This window comes from Streptococcus oralis (genome assembly GCF_001578935.1).
GTDB lineage: Bacteria > Bacillota > Bacilli > Lactobacillales > Streptococcaceae > Streptococcus > Streptococcus oralis_R.
Map to the genome: position 1 here is coordinate 1 of NZ_KQ969522.1, position 19,591 is coordinate 19,591.

Annotated in this window: 19 protein-coding genes; 3 read left to right on the top strand and 16 right to left on the bottom strand. The window is 40.7% G+C overall.

The genetic code is table 11. The features are described from left to right. On the bottom strand, window positions 1–1,179 hold a 1,179-nt coding region (gene rlmD, locus SORDD15_RS06435; RefSeq protein WP_061415727.1), incomplete at its 3' end, for a 23S rRNA (uracil(1939)-C(5))-methyltransferase RlmD. A 37-nt stretch (window positions 1,180–1,216) separates the two neighbouring features. On the opposite strand from rlmD, the gene recX reads away from it, so the two are divergent. Continuing rightward, window positions 1,217–1,993 (top strand): recombination regulator RecX, encoded by a 777-nt coding sequence (gene recX / locus SORDD15_RS06440; protein WP_061415729.1) that lies wholly within the window; start codon window positions 1,217–1,219, stop codon window positions 1,991–1,993. Between the two features lie 88 nt (window positions 1,994–2,081). After that, window positions 2,082–2,615: a nucleoside tri-diphosphate phosphatase gene (locus SORDD15_RS06445; RefSeq protein ID WP_061415731.1), complete on the top strand. Its 534-nt coding sequence runs from the start codon at window positions 2,082–2,084 to the stop codon at window positions 2,613–2,615. Between the two features lie 69 nt (window positions 2,616–2,684). Here SORDD15_RS06445 and SORDD15_RS06450 read toward each other — a convergent pair whose 3' ends face one another. The 10 genes from SORDD15_RS06450 to rpoE all read right to left on the bottom strand — a co-directional run bounded on the left by SORDD15_RS06450 (window position 2,685) and on the right by rpoE (window position 11,022). After that, window positions 2,685–3,452, bottom strand: coding sequence for an epoxyqueuosine reductase QueH (locus tag SORDD15_RS06450; protein WP_000567566.1), 768 nt, complete (start codon window positions 3,450–3,452; stop codon window positions 2,685–2,687). A gap of 123 nt (window positions 3,453–3,575) precedes the next feature. Beyond that, window positions 3,576–5,198: a chaperonin GroEL gene (groL, locus tag SORDD15_RS06455; protein WP_061415732.1), complete on the bottom strand. Its 1,623-nt coding sequence runs from the start codon at window positions 5,196–5,198 to the stop codon at window positions 3,576–3,578. Window positions 5,199–5,213: 15 nt separating this feature from the next. Continuing rightward, a complete protein-coding gene (groES, locus tag SORDD15_RS06460) occupies window positions 5,214–5,498 on the bottom strand; it encodes a co-chaperone GroES (RefSeq protein WP_061415736.1) in 285 nt (94 codons plus the stop codon). A 155-nt stretch (window positions 5,499–5,653) separates the two neighbouring features. After that, complete coding sequence (locus SORDD15_RS06465; RefSeq protein WP_000282436.1) at window positions 5,654–6,049, bottom strand: single-stranded DNA-binding protein; 396 nt, start codon at window positions 6,047–6,049, stop codon at window positions 5,654–5,656. 77 nt (window positions 6,050–6,126) lie between these two features. Next, a complete protein-coding gene (locus tag SORDD15_RS06470) occupies window positions 6,127–6,888 on the bottom strand; it encodes an SDR family NAD(P)-dependent oxidoreductase (protein WP_061415738.1) in 762 nt (253 codons plus the stop codon). Window positions 6,889–6,927: 39 nt separating this feature from the next. Next, window positions 6,928–7,554 (bottom strand): YtpR family tRNA-binding protein, encoded by a 627-nt coding sequence (ytpR, locus tag SORDD15_RS06475; RefSeq protein WP_061415740.1) that lies wholly within the window; start codon window positions 7,552–7,554, stop codon window positions 6,928–6,930. A 14-nt stretch (window positions 7,555–7,568) separates the two neighbouring features. Continuing rightward, window positions 7,569–7,886, bottom strand: a complete 318-nt coding sequence (locus tag SORDD15_RS06480; RefSeq protein WP_061415742.1) for a thioredoxin family protein — start codon at window positions 7,884–7,886, stop codon at window positions 7,569–7,571. Then, window positions 7,883–8,182, bottom strand: a complete 300-nt coding sequence (locus tag SORDD15_RS06485; protein WP_061415744.1) for a DUF4651 domain-containing protein — start codon at window positions 8,180–8,182, stop codon at window positions 7,883–7,885. The genes SORDD15_RS06480 and SORDD15_RS06485 overlap by 4 nt, the downstream gene beginning before the upstream one ends. A gap of 176 nt (window positions 8,183–8,358) precedes the next feature. Continuing rightward, window positions 8,359–9,966, bottom strand: coding sequence for a CTP synthase (locus SORDD15_RS06490; RefSeq protein ID WP_061415746.1), 1,608 nt, complete (start codon window positions 9,964–9,966; stop codon window positions 8,359–8,361). Between the two features lie 465 nt (window positions 9,967–10,431). Beyond that, window positions 10,432–11,022, bottom strand: a complete 591-nt coding sequence (rpoE, locus tag SORDD15_RS06500) for a DNA-directed RNA polymerase subunit delta (protein WP_000418415.1) — start codon at window positions 11,020–11,022, stop codon at window positions 10,432–10,434. Between the two features lie 204 nt (window positions 11,023–11,226). Between rpoE and SORDD15_RS06505 the strand changes: the two genes are divergently transcribed. After that, window positions 11,227–11,619 carry a (deoxy)nucleoside triphosphate pyrophosphohydrolase gene (locus SORDD15_RS06505; protein ID WP_061415750.1) on the top strand — a complete coding sequence of 131 codons (393 nt, stop codon included), beginning with the start codon at window positions 11,227–11,229 and terminating at the stop codon, window positions 11,617–11,619. 12 nt (window positions 11,620–11,631) lie between these two features. On the opposite strand, the gene SORDD15_RS06510 is transcribed toward SORDD15_RS06505, so the two are convergent. From SORDD15_RS06510 to SORDD15_RS06530, 5 genes are all read right to left on the bottom strand, one after another. Further along, window positions 11,632–14,496 (bottom strand): DEAD/DEAH box helicase, encoded by a 2,865-nt coding sequence (locus tag SORDD15_RS06510; RefSeq protein ID WP_061415752.1) that lies wholly within the window; start codon window positions 14,494–14,496, stop codon window positions 11,632–11,634. Window positions 14,497–14,570: 74 nt separating this feature from the next. Continuing rightward, window positions 14,571–17,222 (bottom strand): valine--tRNA ligase, encoded by a 2,652-nt coding sequence (locus tag SORDD15_RS06515; RefSeq protein WP_061415753.1) that lies wholly within the window; start codon window positions 17,220–17,222, stop codon window positions 14,571–14,573. 17 nt (window positions 17,223–17,239) lie between these two features. Continuing rightward, window positions 17,240–18,094, bottom strand: a complete 855-nt coding sequence (locus tag SORDD15_RS06520) for a hypothetical protein (protein WP_061415755.1) — start codon at window positions 18,092–18,094, stop codon at window positions 17,240–17,242. A gap of 12 nt (window positions 18,095–18,106) precedes the next feature. Further along, the gene (locus tag SORDD15_RS06525) at window positions 18,107–18,685 is read right to left on the bottom strand and encodes a GNAT family N-acetyltransferase (RefSeq protein ID WP_061415757.1); all 579 of its coding nucleotides are present in this window, start codon (window positions 18,683–18,685) and stop codon (window positions 18,107–18,109) included. Next, window positions 18,663–19,250, bottom strand: a complete 588-nt coding sequence (locus SORDD15_RS06530) for a flavin reductase family protein (protein ID WP_061415759.1) — start codon at window positions 19,248–19,250, stop codon at window positions 18,663–18,665. Before SORDD15_RS06530 ends, SORDD15_RS06525 begins: the two co-directional genes overlap by 23 nt. Window positions 19,251–19,591 lie beyond the last annotated feature (341 nt).

The window sequence follows — 19,591 nt, forward strand, 5'->3', positions numbered from 1 at the left end:
TTCCAACAGCTTATCATCTAAGCCTGTACGAGGAGGGTCGACTATCAGGGCATCTGCTCGGTAGCCTTCTTTATACCAGCGTGGAATAATCTCTTCAGCTGTTCCAGCTTCGTAATGGGTATTGTCAAATCCCATTTTTTTAGCATTTCGCTTGGCATCTTCAATGGCTTCTGGAATAATATCCATTCCTCTGAGACTCTTGACCTTCTTTGCGAAGGCAAATCCAATCGTACCAACACCACAATAGGCATCAATCAGATGGTCTTCTTTACTGACATCCAGAGCCTTAACTGCTTCACTATAGAGAATTTCTGTCTGCTCCGGATTAAGCTGATAAAAAGCTCGGGGCGAGAGAGAAAACTCATAGTCCAGTACTCCTTCTTGAATACTCTCTTGGCCCCAGATAATTTCCGTCTTTTCACCATAGATTTCACTTGTTTTTGCTGTATTTGTATTGACAGCAACCGTGACAACTTCTGGAAAATCATTGACTAGGTCTTTGACTAGTTGATTCAAATTAAGCTGGCGATTCGTGACAATGATTATCTGAACTTGCCCCGTTTTTCTTGCTCTACGTATCATGATAGTGCGAACACCAAGCGTTTTTCTCTCATCTGTAATTGGAATTTGGTGGCAAGTAAGAAGTTCAGCTAGGCGATTCGCTATCACTTGGGTTTCCTTATCTTGCACCAAGCAGTCTTTCAACTCTACGAGGTAATGAGAGTTTTGCGCATACAAACCTGCCTTGACCTGATTTTTAAATTTTCGAGTCTGAAATTGAAGCTTAGCACGGTAGTACTTTGGTTCCTGCATTCCGATAGTTGGACGGATTTCATAGTTTTCATATCCTGCAGGGGCAAATTTTTTCAGGGCTTGATGAAGCAAATCCGTTTTGAACTCTAACTGTTTATCATAGTGGAGGTGCATGATCTGGCACCCTCCGCATTCATTATAAATCGTACAAGCCGGTACGACTCGAAATTTCGACTTCTTATTAACCTTTAGTAATTTTGCTTCAACAAAATTACGTTTAATAGAAGTAATCTGACAATAGATATCTTCTCCTTTGAGGGCGCCTGGCACAAAAACGAGAGTTTTCTGGTAGAAACCGATTCCCTCACCATTGATACCCATCCGCTTGATTTTTAAAGGTATTTTTTGTTTGATTTTCAGATTCATACCCCTATCTTATCACATTTTAGGGTATAATAGAACTATGAAAATCACAAAACTTGAAAAGAAAAAACGTCTTTACTTGATGGAGTTAGATGGACAGCAAACCTCTTATATCACGGAGGATACCATTGTCCGTTTTATGTTGTCTAAAGATAAGGTCATTAGCAAGGAAGAATTGACCGAGATTCAGGACTTTGCCCAGTTCTCTTATGGTAAAAATCTCGCCCTCTACCATCTATCATTTAAAGCTCGAACCGAAAAGGAAGTTCGTGAGTATCTGAAAAAGTATGATCTTGATAAAAAAATCACTAGTCAAGTTATTGCTAATCTTAAAGAAGATAACTGGATTAATGATCGTCAGTATACCTACTCTATCATCAATGCCAATCAACTTTCAGGAGACAAGGGACCTTATATACTGACTCAGAAACTAGCACAAAAAGGGATTTCAAAATCTACTATAGAAGTTACCCTGAAAGAATTTGATTTTTCGGAGGTTGCTCAACGTGTGGCGGAGAAACTTCTAAAAAAATACACGGGAAAGCTTCCCGCTCGTGCCTTGCAAGATAAGATTATCCAAAACTTAACGAACAAAGGCTTCTCCTATTCTGATGCTAAGAATGCCTTTGACGACTTGGACAGTCAAGTCGACCAAGAAACGACTCAAGAACTCATTTTTAAAGAGCTAGACAAACAATATGCTAAGTATGCTCGAAAGTATGAAGGATACGAACTTAAACAGCGTTTAACCCAAGTTTTGGCTCGAAAAGGCTATGATTTTTCGGATATAGCCAGCGCTCTCAGAGAATATCTTTAACATTTTCAAGTAAAATTCAAAAAAAATAGACCAATTTATGATATAATAGTAGACGATAAACTTATAAATTGTAGAAAGTTGGTTAGTTATGAAACTTCCAAAAGAAGGCGACTTTATTACAATTCAAAGTTATAAGCATGATGGGAGTCTTCACCGTACTTGGCGGGACACCATGGTACTAAAAACAACAGAGAACGCTATTATTGGCGTCAACGACCACACACTTGTTACCGAAAGTGACGGTCGTCGTTGGGTGACTCGAGAACCGGCTATTGTTTACTTTCACAAAAAATATTGGTTTAATATCATTGCCATGATTCGCGATAATGGAATTTCCTACTATTGCAATATGGCCAGCCCCTACTATCTAGATGAGGAAGCCCTGAAATACATTGATTATGATTTGGATGTTAAGGTCTTCACTGATGGTGAAAAGCGTCTCTTGGACGTTGAAGAATATGAACGCCATAAACGCAAAATGAAGTATTCTGATGATTTAGACTATATTTTGAAAGAGCATGTTAAAATCCTTGTTGAGTGGATTAACAATGGACGCGGTCCTTTCTCAGAGGCCTATGTCAACATTTGGTACAAACGCTACATAGAACTAAAGAATCGGTAAAGTTGTCAAACCGGGGTGAGAGCCCTGGTTTTTTATTTGAAAAACCCAGCCTGGAAGCTGGGTTAATTTCTATATATCTAATTTAGTGACAGTAAACTTGATATGAGAATAGTCTTTTTCAACATCCTTATCCAACAAGAAAGCCGTGGCATCCTTCTTAATCTGAACCAAATCAATATTCTGAGCCTGAGCTGCATAGACGCATCCACAATAACATTGACGATAGATATCATACTCCTCGCACATCTCCACCGAGCGCTTGTAGCCTTGATTTTTCTTGAAATCACTTGGAAGATAGTGGGTGGTGTAAATCTTTTGTACATCGATTCCGATGCTGTTGATGGTTTGAGAATTCTTATGAGGACTGATGGTCAAAGCTGAACCAAAGTAGTCAAAGCCCAAGTCCATAGCCACTTGCGCTGTTTTGTCCAGACGGTAGTCAAAACAAACCTTGCAACGGTCACCGCCTTCAGGTTCTTCTTCCAGTCCTCTGACTAACTTCCGGTATTCATTTGGTTCATATGGGGCTTCTAAATACTGGACCGTATTTCCTGTTCGCTCATTGAAATCACTGACAAATTTCTTGGTGACGTAAGCTCGCTTGTGGTATTCTGCCTTAGGATGGATATTGGAATTGGCAAAATAGATGGTCACATCTGCATACTTAGTCAGATATTCTAAGGTATAGGTACTACAAGGAGCACAGCAAACATGCATGAGAATAGTGGGACGTTGCTCATTTTTCTCCCAAACTTGAACCATTTTTTGCATAACACGGTCATAATTAATCTTCTGATTGGGATTCATCTTGCTCAGAATTTCTTCTACATCGATCATGTTCTTCTCCTTCTTCTAGTCTTATTTTATCATATAAGTTAGGAGAGCTCAAATCTATTTAGAAGAGAAAACCTTAAAAGGAGGGATGTATGTTCCCTCCTTTTGTGTTTTTTATAAGTGTTTTTACATCATCCCGCCCATCATGCTTGGATCCATTGCTGGAGCTGGGGATGCTGGTTCCGGTTTATTGGCTACGACTGCTTCTGTTGTCAAAATCAAGCTGGCTACAGAGGCTGCATTTTGAAGGGCAGAACGGCTCACTTTAACTGGGTCAATGATTCCTTCTTCAATCATGTTGACCCACTCGCCAGCCGCTGCGTTGAAGCCTGTACCAACTTCCGCATTTTTCAAACGATCGATGACAATAGATCCTTCGAATCCTGCATTGTGAGCGATTTGACGAACAGGTTCTTCCAAGGCACGGAGAACAATATTACGTCCTGTTGCTTCATCTCCTGTCAATTCCAAATCAGCTACGGCTGGAATGACATTGGCAAGAGCAGTTCCACCACCTGCAACGATTCCTTCTTCAACGGCTGCACGAGTAGCGTTGAGGGCATCTTCAATGCGGAGTTTCATTTCTTTCAACTCCGTTTCAGTTGCAGCACCGACCTTGATCACTGCGACACCACCTGACAATTTTGCCAAGCGTTCTTGCAATTTTTCACGGTCAAATTCAGAAGTTGCAGTTTCGATTTGAGACTTGATAACTGCAACACGGTGAGAAATCGCTTCAGGATTTCCAGCACCTTCTACGATAACAGTGCTATCTTTTTCCACAGTTACTCTCGCTGCTTGACCAAGCGCCTCAATAGTAGCATCTTTCAACTCAAGACCAAGAGCTTCTGTGATGACTGTTCCACCTGTCAAAATGGCGATATCTTCAAGCATCGCTTTGCGACGGTCACCAAAACCTGGAGCTTTGACAGCTACGACATTGAAGGTTCCACGAATCTTGTTCAATACAAGTGTTGGAAGAGCTTCGCCATCTACATCATCTGCAATAATCAAGAGTGGACGATTGCTTTGAAGAATGCTTTCTAGGAGGGGCAAGATTTCTTGGATATTTGAAATCTTCTTATCAGTAATCAAAATGTAAGGATTTTCGAGGTCAGCCACCATTTTTTCGCTATCTGTCACCATGTACTGTGATAGGTAACCGCGGTCAAACTGCATTCCTTCAACAACTTCAAGCTCTGTTTCCATACCACGCGACTCTTCGATGGTGATGACACCATCTTTGCCAACTTTTTCCATAGCTTCAGAGATGTATTCGCCGACTTTCTCAGAACGAGAAGATACGGCAGCAACCTGAGCGATGGCTTCTTTATTAGCAACTGGAATGGCATTGTTTTTCAAGGCTTCTACAGCTGCGGCAACTGCTGCTTCAATCCCACGGCGAATGCCGATTGGATTAGCACCTGCTGTGACATTTTTAATTCCTTCACGGACAATTGCTTGGGTCAAAACAGTTGCAGTCGTAGTCCCGTCACCTGCGATATCATTTGTTTTTGAAGCTACTTCTGATACCAATTTGGCACCCATGTTTTCAAAATGGTCTTCCAACTCGATTTCTTTGGCAATGGTCACACCGTCATTGGTAATCAAAGGTGAACCAAATGATTTTTCCAACACAACATTCCGACCTTTTGGTCCTAAAGTTACTTTAACAGTATCTGCAAGGATATCGACACCACGGACCATAGCTGAACGAGCATCAGATGAAAATTTAATTTCTTTTGACATACTTACTTTCTCCTTCTATTCTTCAATGATAGCCAAAATGTTAGCTTCGCCAACGATGATGTACTTTTCATCGTCTTCTTTGACATCAATACCTGCATGAGCTTCAACTAAGACACGGTCTCCAGGCTTAACGCTTGGAGCTACCAAGTCACCGTTCAAGGTACGAACACCTTGTCCAGTAGCTACAACTTGGGCTGTTTTTGTTTTTTCTTGGGCTGAGCCTGCAAGGACAAAGCCTCCAACAGTTTGTTCTTTTTCTTCGATTTTCAAGACCACACGGTCTCCTAATGGTTTCAACATCTGTTTTCCTCCATGATAAACTACATATTATTAGCACTCTTTATATCTGAGTGCTAATTCATAGTTCTATTGTATCACTTGGTCAGAAATAGTCAAGAAAAAAGTCTGACTTTCTCAAGATAAAAAGCCTGAGACCAACTCAGACTTTTCAATGCTTAAAATGGCAATTCCTCCTCTTCCAAAACCAAATCTGCCAAATCCTGTCCTGCGTTATTTTCACGCATAGCACGTTGGGCTCGGCTTTCCAAAAGTTGGAATCCTGTGGCAAGGACTTCAGTCACATAGTTCATCTGGCCATTTTTCTCAAAGCGACGGGTACGAAGTTCTCCATCCACAGAGATAAGACTACCTTTAGTTGCGTAGCTTGCCAAGGTTTCAGCCAATTTTCCCCAAAGAACAAGATTGACAAAGTCAGCTTCACGTTCGCCATTTTGGTCTTTGTAACGACGGTTCACAGCGATAGTTGCACGCGCTACTGACTTGTCATTGTTGGTTTTGTGCAATTCTGGTGTAGACGTTAAACGTCCAATAAGAATAACTTTATTATACATATTTTCTTCCTCCTACTTATCTATTCGCAGGAAATCAAAAAAAGTTACAGAAATTTGTAACTTTTCGAGAAAATTCTTTATTTTTTATGAACCATGAAACCTGTCGCCTGTTGATTGGCCATAATGGTCATATCTGTAATCTGCACACGACGGGGCTGACTGGTCACATAGACCACCGTATCTGCGATGTCTTGTGCTTGTAGGGCTTCTATTCCCTGATAGACCGCCTCAGCTCGCTCTTTGTCACCATGAAAACGAACTGTAGAGAAATCTGTTTCGACAATCCCTGGTTGAATGGTGGTCACCTTGATAGCCGTTGCAATGGTATCAATTCGCAGACCATCTGAAAAAGTCTTGACAGCAGCCTTGGTGGCTGAGTAAACAGCTGCCCCAGCATAGGCATAGATTCCTGCGGTTGACCCCATGTTGATAATATGACCCTGATTGGCTTTGACCATTGCTGGCAAGAAACAGCGAGTGACTGCCATCAAACCTTTGACATTGGTATCCAACATGGTCAGCATATCCAATTCTTCATAGTCTTGGTAGGGAGCCAAGCCAAGAGCTAGTCCAGCGTTATTGACCAAGATATCAATCTGCCCTATCGTTTCTAGAATATCGGAGCAGACAGTCTTTACCATAGCCATATCCGTGACATCCAGTGGAAAGGTCCAAACTGTTTGATTTGGATAGGTTGCTGCAAACTCTGACTTGAGGGCCTCTAGTCTGTCTGTCCGTCGCCCTGTTAGAACGACATTCTCCCCCTGCTCCAGATAAGCACGCGCAATCGCTTCACCGATTCCTGAGGTCGCTCCTGTAATCACTACATTTTTCGCCATCTTATCCCCCTATCTGGTCTATTAAATACTGACAATTTCCTAGGCAGTCCAGTGTTTGGCTGGGTCAAATGGAGTTCCGACAACTTGGTCTTCTGATAATTCAATAACCCCACGTTTTTGTGGAGCATTTGGCAAATGCAATTCACGAGGGCTACACATCATGCCAAAACTCTTTTCACCACGAAGTTCACCTGGGAAAATGAGGTTGCCTTTTGGCATCATCGCTCCAGGAAGAGCGACAATGGTTTTCAACCCAACACGCGCATTGGGTGCTCCTGCAACGATTTGCACGATCTTGTCACTTGCGACTGCAACTTGGCAGATATTGAGGTGGTCACTATCAGGATGAGCTACCATCTCGACAATTTCACCGACAACAAACTTGGGCTCTTTGTCGTTGATAATTTCTTCCACAAAGCCTTCCGCCTGCAATTCTTGGTTCAAACGTTCTACTTGCTCATCTGTCAAAAAGATTTGACCGCGCTCTGCAATTGCAAATAAACTTGAAACTTCGAAAATATTCCAAGCTACTGTTTCTCCATTCTCTCTGAGAAAAACACGGGCTACCTTGCCTTTGCGCTCCACATCTAGTTTAGCATCTCCGCTATTTTTAATGATGACCATAAGGACATCTCCGACATATTCTTTGTTATATGTAAAAATCATTCTTTCCTTTTCTCCTACTTCAGTCCTGCTAAAAAGTCATTAATCTGTTCCTTGCTTTTACGGTCGCGATTGACAAATCGGCCGATTTCCTTGTCCTTTTCTAGCACAACAAGGCTAGGAATGCCGTACACATCCCAGAGTTTGGCCAGATCCATGTACTGGTCACGGTCCACTCGAATAAAGGTGAACTCTGGATTGGTCTCCTCAATTTCTGGCAAGGCAGGATAGATATAACGACAATCGCCACACCAGTCTGCCACAAAAAGGAAGACCTTCTTGCCATCTTGCTCAACAAAACCTGCAAGTTCTTCTATACTATTTGGAGTAATCATAAGACTTCCTCCTCATAGACTAGGTCTTCATTTTCATAGACAAAGGTATAATGACGGCCATCCTCGAAAATGACTCCTCCGACGAGTCGCTCTAGGCTACTTTCGTAGACTTGAACATAGAGAGTCGCAATCTCACCCATATCTGAGAAATAGTCTCGTACAATCGCTGTCAACTCTTCCTGAGTCTTCATGAGTTTGTGGTTATCTGCTGCTTTTTTGGCACCCAAAGCGAGGGCACTTAGACCAGCCACAGTCAAGCCAGTCATCCATAATTTCTTAGCTTTCATACCATTCATTGTAACACAAAAAGGGCTCTAGGACAAATGAGGAAGTAGCAGAAAAACAAGTAAAACTCCTCTTCCCTCGGTGAAGGAAAAAGAGTTCTGATTCTTATTATCAAGCGCCTGAGTTAGCAAGACTTTTCTAAATGAATAAAAAACCTCTGAGATTCTTCTCAAAGGTTCGAATTTTTCTAATTGCTATTTTCAACCGCTGCAGTGACAAAGGCAGTGTAGAGTTCTTCTGGACGGTTTGGACGGCTGGAAAGTTCAGGGTGATACTGACAAGCCACAAAGAATTTATTCTCAGGAATCTCAACGATTTCTACCAAACGATTGTCTGGAGAAACTCCTGAAAAGACGAAGCCTGCTGCCTCAAACTGTTCACGAAAGGCATTGTTAAACTCATAACGGTGACGGTGACGGCGTTGCACCACTTCTTGATTGTGATAAGCAGTTGCTGCCTTAGAACCACGTTTCAACTTAGATGGATAAAGTCCCAAGCGAAGGGTTCCCCCCATATCCTCAACATCAATCTGATCGCGCATGATATCAATGATAGGGTATTTTGTTTCTGGTGCAAGCTCTGCTGAATTGGCACCTTCAAGACCCAAAATGTGACGAGCAAACTCGATACAAGTCAACTGCATTCCCAAGCAGACTCCCAACATTGGGACATCATTTTCACGCGCATAGCGGATGGCTTGAATTTTTCCTTCCGTACCACGTTGACCGAAACCGCCTGGCACGATGATTCCGTCCGCTTCAGACAAGAGCTCTGCTACATTCTCTGCTGTCACATCATTGGCATTTATCCAATTAATCTTCACTTCTGCGTCGTTGGCATAACCAGAGTGTTTCAAGGCTTCAACCACAGAGATGTAGGCATCCTGTAACTCCACATACTTACCAACAAGGGAAATTTTGACTTGTTTTTTGAGGTTCATGACCTTGTCCACCATGGCTGACCACTCTGTCATATCCGCTGCTGGTGCATCTAGTTTCAAATGGTCACAGACAATTTGGTCCATGCCTTGTGCCTGCAAGTTCAATGGAATTTGGTAAAGGTGTTCGACATCCAAAGACTCGATAACAGCTTCTGGAGCTACATCACAGAACTGTGCTAGTTTATTTTTAATACCTTGACCAGCTGGTTGCTCTGTACGAATGACCAACATATTTGGCTGGATTCCCAAACCACGCAATTCTTTTACAGAGTGTTGAGTTGGCTTAGTTTTCATTTCACCAGCAGCCTTTAGATAAGGAAGCAAGGTTGTATGGATATACATGACATTATCTGCCCCCACATCTGCCTTCATCTGACGAAGGGCCTCTAGGAATGGCAAGGACTCGATATCCCCAACAGTTCCACCAACCTCTGTGATAATGACATCCGAGTCAGTCGTTACAGCAGCACGCTTGATTTTTTCTTTCAAAGCATCTGTGATATGAGGAATGACTTGAACAGTTGCACCAAGGTACTCGCCACGGCGTTCTTTACGAAGAACTTCACTGTAGATTTTACCAGTTGTTACGTTGGAATATTTGTTGAGATTGATATCGATGAAACGTTCATAGTGACCCAAGTCCAAATCAGTCTCAGCCCCATCATCTGTCACAAAGACTTCCCCGTGCTGGTAAGGGCTCATGGTTCCTGGATCGATATTGATGTAAGGATCAAACTTTTGAATGGTTACTTTGAGACCACGATTTTTCAAGAGACGGCCCAGACTTGCTGCGACAATCCCTTTCCCAATAGACGACACCACACCACCAGTTACAAAAATATATTTCGTAGACATAGATTCCTCTTTCTAAAATGCTCAAGGCCTTGTTAACTACGAGGGGAGATTGAAAACAAGACCCTTATGAATAACGACTTTTCAAGAAAACTTCCTGAAAAATAAAAATAGCTCCCTAGTAACTAGGGAGCCCCGACCTCTAAAAGAGGTGCCCGAACAATATAATACCTTAAAGCAGAACATTTGTCAACCCGAATTGGTAAAAGATGAAAAAAGGAGATTATTTTCAGAAAACCAACTAATACTCAATAAAAATCATCAGCAAACTAGGAAACTAGCCGCAGGTTGCTCAAAACACTGTTTTGAGGTTGTAGATAAGACTGACGAAGTCAGTCACATATATACGGCAAGGAGACGTTGACGTGGTTTGAAGAGATTTTCGAAGAGTATAAAGATCCGCATCCCAACGGATGACCTGCTCTAGCAACAAAAAAGGAGATCAGACGATCTCCTCTGTGAAGTCTTTTACTCTTCTTCACTCGTTTCAGCATCATCGTCAGAAAACTCGTCGTCTTCTTCGTTAAGATCCACGTCTTCACCCAAGTCATCAGGAGCGATTTCGTTGATTTCTGCATCGTAAGCTTCCACTTCATTTTTCTCATCATCTGGATTTTCATCATCATATGAAAGAGCTGGATCTGCTTCGTATGCATCTTCGTCTTCTGGATCATCCGCATTGTAGTCAATAGCATCTGAATCACCATCCATGAAGGCATTGACACGTTTCTTCTTAGCTTTTGGTGCTACTTCATCGTCGTCACTTTCTTCAAGAGCGATGATTTCTTCGTCGATTTCGTCCACACCATACCATGAACGAAGCCCCCATTTGTTGTCTCCAAGTGAGATGAAGCTACCATCAAAGTTCAACTCTGTGTAGAACAAAGGCAAAGCTTCGCGGATATCGCTGTTTGATGTTCCAAGGTAGTTTTGAATTTCGTTTACAAGATCGCTAAAATGCATCTCATGATCGCGACCACGAAGTTCCAAGATAGCACGCGCTACCTCAATCATAGATAGTTCACTTTTTTCTTGCCCAGCAAATACTTCTAATTCCAAAGCGTTTCTCCTCATTTTTACTACTATCGCCAGAGCGAACAGACTCTGACCTCATTTTATCATGTACTCTTTATTGTACGATAATTTTGCGGAATAGTCAAAGGTTAAAATAGATTTATCTATGATTTATTAAGTAAAAATCAATTGATTTTAACACATGGTAAATTTAAAAATATTTGTTAAAATATTACTTGGAGGTAGCTTATGTCAAAAAAAATAATAAATGTTGTTGCAGCGGCTATAGAACGAGATGGAAAAATATTCTGTGCACAAAGACCTGAAGGTAAAAGTTTAGGAGGTTTTTGGGAATTTCCAGGTGGGAAATTAGAAGTAGGAGAATCTCCTGAACAAGCTTTAGTCCGTGAAATTAAAGAAGAACTAAATTCTGAAATTGAGATTGTTTCTTACATCAATGAAGCTTCATATGATTATAATTTTGGGACAGTTGTCATGAAGACCTATCATGCAAAGCTAATATCAGGGAAACTAGAGTTGCTTGAACACCAAAATTCAACTTGGTTAGCTCCCAATGAACTAGATACTCTCAACTGGGCTCCAGTAGATCGTCCAGCTGTAGAATTATTAAACAAAAAATAAGAGATTATTCTCTTATTTTTTTGTCAAATAATCATAAAGTGCGGAAGAAACCTCATTGGCTAATTCAAAATTCATTGTAACTACAGGAGTTTTTCCATCCTGCATCCTAGTTTCAGTAGCACTATCTTCCAAATAACTAACTGGCCCTAGATAATAGAAATCACTTCCCTCACCGTCTTCTTTTTTTACGAAGAGATGAAGAGCCAAACCGGTTTGATTAGATTGCATAATATCAGCAACTTCTTTAGACTTAAAGCTTCGATTGCTCCGAGAATACCAATGAAAGACTTTGTTGGATAAGAATCCATCTTGATACTGGGTTGTTTCTGTAATATCGTCATCCTTATGATAAGTTACAAAGATAGGACACGTTCCATGTTTGACCTTGTATCCATATACAGTAGAACTCTCATCCTTGTCCCAGTTAAGAAGTCTCACAGCATCTTTTCGAGAGTATTTTTCACCTATTGTCAATGGTTCCTGCGGATATTTTTGAGATCGCTCTAGACCAGTCTGAATGATGTCTAAGATAAATTTTTTGTATTCCTCTGTAAGAAATTGAGTGAAATCTGTTGCTAGTTGATAAGTGTCATCTTCAATGCTTAAGGCTGACAAACCATACTTTTCTTGATCTCTTTTAACGAAAAAGTTATAGTCTAAACAGTTTTCGATAGATTTAAATAACTGTTCGGAGGATCCTAATTGCTTCATTGTTAAGATTTGTTTAAATTCAGATTGGGAAATCTTTCCTTTTTCTAGTAATATTTTTAAAAGATAGAGTTCTTCTTTTCGTTTACCATTAGATAGTTCTTTGCAGAGGAAAGTTAGAAAACCATTTAATTCAGGAATTTTAATAAACCGATCCTCTTTTTCAAAGGAAGCAATAACCTCTCCATAATGATTAAAAGTATCAAAGAAAACATAGGGATCTAGACTATCTAGTTCCAAAAAATCACTGAGATTCGGAGTACGTCCCAAGCGGTTCTTTGTTTCCATATAGGCCTCTTTTAGGATAGCTCGATTGGAAAGATTTATATTAGTAATAGACTTAAAGATTTGTTCTTTAGCAACCTCTTCAAAATTGATAGTTGTTAGACCATTTAAAATATTGGGTTCTCTTAGCTCTCTTCGGTAATTATCTTTATTCATTGATTTATCTCCAAATAAAGCAATTGGAATCAAATAGTTATTTTTATAATTACCAATAAAATCAATGATCGTGACGTATTCTTTACTCTCATGTTTACGAAGACCACGCCCTAGTTGTTGAACAAAAACAATACTAGACTGAGTATTTCTTAACATGACTACCTGGTTGACAGAAGGAATATCAATACCTTCATTAAAAATATCCACTGTCAAAATGTAGTCTAGTTTTCCTTTTTCAAGTTGAGAAACGACTTCATTTCGTGTTTCAATATTATCATCGCCTGTTAGAGCCCTACAAACTTTCCCATTCTGATTCAATTTTGAAGCGAGTTCATGCGCTTCCTGTTTAGAGGAACAGAATATCAATCCTTTTACTTTTTCACCACTTACTCCATAAAAATCAATCTTTTGTAGAATATGTTTAACTCGTTCGTTAGATGTTAAGTTTGATATATTTGTCTTCTCATCGATTAGATGTCCATCTATCTCAATATCCTTTACCCCAAAATAAATAAATGGACAAAGCATATCATTATCAAGAGCATCCTGCAGACGAATTTCATAGGCGATATTATAATCAAACAGTTCATAAATATTTTGCCCATCAGTTCGTTCGGGAGTTGCAGTCATTCCTAAAAAGAACTCAGGATGAAAATGTGCCATCACTTTTTTGTATGAATCAGCTCCAGCTTTATGAACCTCATCAATTAAAATATAGTCAAAATAATCTTCTGAAAATAGATTCAAATGATAATCACGTGACAAAGTTTGAATCGTAGCAAAAATGTATTTCTTATTTGTCAAATCAGCACCAGAATGATAAATCAAACCTTCTGATTCCGGGAACTGTAAAACCTTTTGAAAATCCTTTAAAGACTTTTGAAGAATTTGCTCCCTATGAACGATAAAGAGCATTCTTTTCGGCTCAAATTGTTGAACATCAAAAGCTGATAAATATGTTTTTCCTGTCCCTGTAGCACTGATAACTAAAGCTTTCTTTTTCCCTGAATCGCGAATAGCCTGCAGACCTTTCAGTGCTTCATTTTGCATCTTATTAGGTTCAATACTTGTAACCTGATATTCTGCTATTTCCTCTTCTCGAATCTGGTCCACTCGAATTGTTTTCTGACGCTTTCTAGCGTAAGAATCAATCTTTTCTGTAGTTAAAACATCCGACTTTTCCCAAATTTTTTTAAACTCTTTTTTAGTAGCTTGAATTAACTCTCCATTGTAAGTTGATGTCAACTTAATATTCCACTCGTAATTGATTTTCAATGCATTATGAGTTAAATTTGAACTTCCAGAAATAAGAACCTGTTTCCCCTGATGTTCAAAAAGATAAAACTTAGCGTGCATCTGCAGACTCTCTGGAGTAAGTCGAACTTCAACATTTTTCAACTTGAGTAATTCTTGCATGGCAACCGGATCATTAAAATCAAGATAAGGAGATATAAGAATTTTACCTTCTATTCCTTTATCCATTAAATCTGATAATTGGGATTTTATCAGAGCAATTCCTGATTGGGTAATAAATGCTACCGAAATATAAAAGGCTTGGCATTTTGATAATTCTTCTTGAATATCCTTCAATACATATCGCTTGGACTCTGGGTCATTAATTAAAATTTGAGGAGAGTATCCCCCTTCTTGAAATTTAATATTATCAATAAATCCAAACTTTAAAGATTTGATCAAGGTATCTTGAAATAAAGTGACGCCTTCTGGCATAGACCTTCTCTTTTCTATTGTTTTAATATTTTCATTATACCAAAAAAACACGGTTTATCACCGTGTTTGTGTGTTTATTTCACCAACTTCCTCATCTCATCAATACGAGCTACGGTCGCATCGTATTTTGCTTGGTAGTCGGCTTGTTTGTTGCGTTCTTTTTGGACGACTTCTGGTTTGGCATTAGCTACGAAGCGTTCGTTAGAGAGCTTCTTACCGACCATATCCAGTTCTTTTTGCCATTTAGCCAGTTCTTTGTCGAGACGAGCCAATTCTTCTTCGACATTGAGGAGGTCTGCGAGGGGCAAGTAGATTTCTGCTCCTGTGATGACACTTGACATAGCGAGCTCAGGTGCAGGGATGGTTGATGCGATTTCCAAGTGTTCTGGATTTGTGAAGCGTTTGATGTAGTTGACATTGCTGTTAAAGAAGGCTTCCAAGTCACTATCGCTGGTCTTAACAAGGATGGTGATAGGCTTGCTTGGTGCTACGTTTACTTCCGCACGCGCATTACGAACGGCACGGATCAAGTCTTTGAGGCTTTCCACACCAGTGTGGGCAGCAAAGTCTTCAAAGGCTGGGTTGACAGTTGGGTATTCCGCTGTAACGATAGAGCCTTCTGAGATTTGTCCAAAGATTTCCTCTGTCACGAATGGCATGATTGGGTGAAGGAGACGAAGGATCTTGTCCAAAGTATAAAGGAGAACAGAACGTGTGATGACTTTCTCTTCTTCATTATCGCTATAAAGGACTTCCTTAGTCAACTCAACATACCAGTCCGCAAATTCATCCCAGATGAAGTTATAGAGGATGTGTCCAGCCACACCAAACTCAAACTTATCAAAGTTTTCAGTGACTTTTCCGATAGTTTCATTGAGGTTGTGGAGAATCCAGTGGTCAGTGACATTTCCAGCTTCCTTGTTGGCAACTTTTTCGACATTGGCAGTTGCTTGCTCAATGGTCAAACCTTCGTTGTTCATGAGGATGTAGCGAGAGATGTTCCAGATTTTGTTAATGAAGTTCCAAGAAGCATCCATTTTCTCGTAAGAGAAGCGCACGTCTTGACCTGGTGCAGAACCGTTTGAAAGAAACCAACGAAGGGCATCGGCACCATATTTCTCGATAACATCCATTGGATCAATCCCGTTACCGAGAGATTTAGACATCTTGCGTCCTTGCTCATCACGAATGAGACCGTGGATAAGAACGTTTTGGAATGGCTGACGGCCTGTGAATTCCAAAGATTGGAAGATCATACGAGACACCCAGAAGAAGATGATGTCGTAACCTGTTACCAAGGTTGAAGTTGGGAAGTAACGTTTGAAGTCTTCTGAGTCGACATCAGGCCAGCCCATAGTTGAGAATGGCCAAAGGGCAGAACTGAACCATGTATCCAAGACGTCTTCGTCCTGAGCCCATCCGTCACCTTCTGGAGCTTCTTCACCGACGTACATTTCACCCTCAGCATTGTACCAAGCAGGGATTTGGTGACCCCACCAGAGCTGACGAGAGATTACCCAATCGTGGACATTTTCCATCCATTGGAGGAAGGTATCGTTGAAACGAGGTGGGTAAAATTCTACCTTGTCATCTGTGTCTTGGTTGGCAATGGCATTTTTCGCCAATTGATCCATCTTGACGAACCATTGCGTAGACAAGCGTGGCTCAACCACAACGCCAGTCCGCTCTGAGTGACCAACACTGTGGACACGTTTTTCGATTTTAACGAGGGCACCGATTTCTTCCAACTTAGCAACGACTGCCTTACGAGCTTCGAAACGATCCATACCTGCAAATTCGAAGGCCAAGTCGTTCATTGTTCCGTCGTCGTTCATGACGTTGACTTGTGGCAAGTTGTGGCGTTGACCGACCAAGAAGTCGTTTGGATCATGGGCAGGCGTGATTTTCACGACACCCGTACCAAACTCAGGATCTGCGTGTTCATCCCCAACGATTGGAATCAATTTATTAGCGATTGGAAGGATAACATTTTTACCAATCAAGTCCTTGTAGCGTGGGTCTTCTGGATTGACCGCAACCGCAACGTCCCCAAACATGGTCTCAGGACGAGTTGTCGCAACTTCAAGGGCGCGTGAGCCGTCTTCTAGCATGTAGTTCATGTGGTAGAAGGCACCTTCGACATCCTTGTGGATGACCTCGATATCAGAAAGGGCTGTGCGAGCTGCCGGGTCCCAGTTGATGATAAACTCACCACGGTAGATCCAGCCTTTCTTGTAAAGGTCCACAAAGACCTTGCGAACCGCTTTTGACAAGCCTTCATCAAGAGTGAAACGCTCACGAGAGTAGTCTACAGAGAGCCCCATCTTGCCCCACTGCTCCTTGATGGTCGTCGCATATTCGTCTTTCCATTCCCAGACTTTATCCAGGAATTTTTCACGACCAAGGTCATAACGGCTAATGCCCTCACCACGCAAGCGCTCCTCAACCTTAGCCTGAGTCGCAATCCCCGCGTGGTCCATCCCTGGAAGCCAAAGTGTATCAAAACCTTGCATACGTTTTTGACGGATGATGATATCCTGTAACGTTGTATCCCAAGCGTGACCAAGGTGGAGTTTCCCTGTTACGTTTGGTGGTGGAATGACGATTGAATAAGGCTTAGCCTTTTTATCGCCTGAAGGCTTGAAAACATCGGCATCAAGCCATTTTTGGTAACGACCAGCCTCAACCTCGGCTGGATTGTATTTCGGTGAAAGTTGTTTAGACATATGTGTGTCCTTTCTAGTTAATTACTTAAATTTAAAACCTCTTGTGGAGAATTAATTAACATTTCAACAATATTTACTATAATAGTATCCAAAATCATATTATATAATCTAACTTGATCAAAATTTCCATTAGACTCTGCATCTTCAGTGAGTGATTTTTGACTAAATAGTCCTTCTAGCGATTCAAAAACCTTTTGAAAATCATTATGCGTAACCTTATTACGAATAATAGCGATTTTTTCACATATTTCTTCGCTCTTATCTCTAGTTGGTTGATAATTTTCTAATAGAAAACATGGCCAAATATAAAGCTGTTCTGGCTTATCTATAAGTAAGAATTGAGGTAAAATATCTTTACAGTTTTCTGTGTTATTTTTGGATTTATTGAAAATTAATAATTCGACTACATTAAAAAACTTAATAGTTTTCAATAATGAATCATCAAATTTTATATCCAAAAAATCATCAACAAACAATAGCCAATGATAAAATTTCCAAACATTGTAATCCCATTTTTCGAGAATTGAGTTAAAACTAGTAATAAGTTTAAGCAAACTATCTGTAGAAAATGTAGAAAAGCCGTTCTTAAGTGATAACTTAGTTAAAATACTACATAATAGAGTATCAAAACTATCATCATTTGTTCTATACACTCTATTACCATAAATTTCTTTTATTTTAGAATTCGACCACAAATCTTTATTGACTACTAGATAGTCTTCATCTAATGTTCTATATAAATGAACATCCCCTTTAGAAGGAATATAGTAAGTTCTATTTTTTTCATAATACTCTACATCTTTTTTTCTTCCTTTAGGCAGTTCATCAAATTTATATAGGCTTAAAGCTAACAATTCTGAAGCTACTATCAAAACAAAAACTCCTTAGATTTTAAAATGCCTGTCATTGCATTCCCACTCACTCTTCAGCAAGCCATATATCAGACTGTCACAGCGGTTTCCTTGGGTATCTTTTCGGTCCCTTATGCGAGCTTCAAGAGTGAAGCCAAGCTTCTCAGCGACACGTTGACTTTGGACATTGTAGCCAAAACATTTCAGTTCTACCTTGTGGAGCCCCAAATCCTTAAAACCTAGATCAATCAAAGCCCGCGCCGCTTCTGGTACATAACCTCGGCCCCAATAGTCTGGGTGTAAGGTATAGCCGATTTCTAGGACATCATCTTCATGCCGATGGTTGAAATCAACAGAGCCAACGATTTTGTCAGTCCCTTTGACGACAACCCCGTAGCCAGCTGGGAGATTTTCCTTTTGATTGCGCTCGGGAAGAATGTGCTCCAGATAATAAATCTCATCTTCCAAGGTCTTGACTGGGTGAAATGCTGCTGGATAGGCGACCTCTGGGAGACTAGCGTAGGCATGGATATCCACTGCATCATCCACTGTTCGGACTCGCAAGGCCAGACGCTCGGTCTCGATTCGTTCAGGTAATGTTGCTCCTGTCATTCTTCTTCCTCGCTTTCTTTATAAAACTCCCCATAGAATCGACACGATCATCTAAATAACGATAAACGCGCTGGTGGCCGTCCCCCATAAAGTAAGTTGGCGAAAAACGGTCATTTTTAAAATGCCCCTTGTCATTCAAGAGCTCAGGATCAGCAAGTCGCTCAAGAATCTTAGCAAAGATATGACAGATGCCATCTTCCTCGATAATCCTATCTACCTGACAGTCCAATACGACTGGACAGGCCTTTAAAATTGGTGCCTGCGTCTGTTCAGAAATCTCATAGTCTAGCCCCAAGTGTCCCAACTTTTCTCGATGGCTAATAAAACCAGCCTGCTCCATTTCGAGCATGAGGTTTTCATCAGGTATGTTCACGGTGAACTGTTGATAATGCTTGATTTGCTCAGCTGCATTTTCCTCAGCACCGACACCGATGACTAGCCAATCTCCTAGGCTATAAGAGGAACTGCAGGTCGTAATATTGTGACCAAAGTTCTGGTCCTGATAGCCTAAAATAAAGATAGGAAAACCATAGTAGAGCTTACTGGTTTTAAAGGATTGCTTCATGAAAACCTCCTTTGATATGAACGTAGACCTCACTTTCGCTCCGTCTGCATCAATATCTCTAAATTCACCTGCGACCTTCGGTCTTAGTTCTTTAAAAGATATAGAAAATCCCTGCCATAACTATGACAGGGACGAATGTGTTTATCCGCGGTACCACCCAATTTCGGGCAGAGCCCGCAACTCTCGTCTTTATAATAAAAAGACAATATTATTTCATTTTTTATCCATCAGCAACCAGTTTTGACACATTTGTGGACTTCTCAGCACCGCCACTTTCTGTAAAATGTGGGATTCAAAACACCTCTGATGGCTCTATTGTAACAGGTTTTTCACGGAAATGC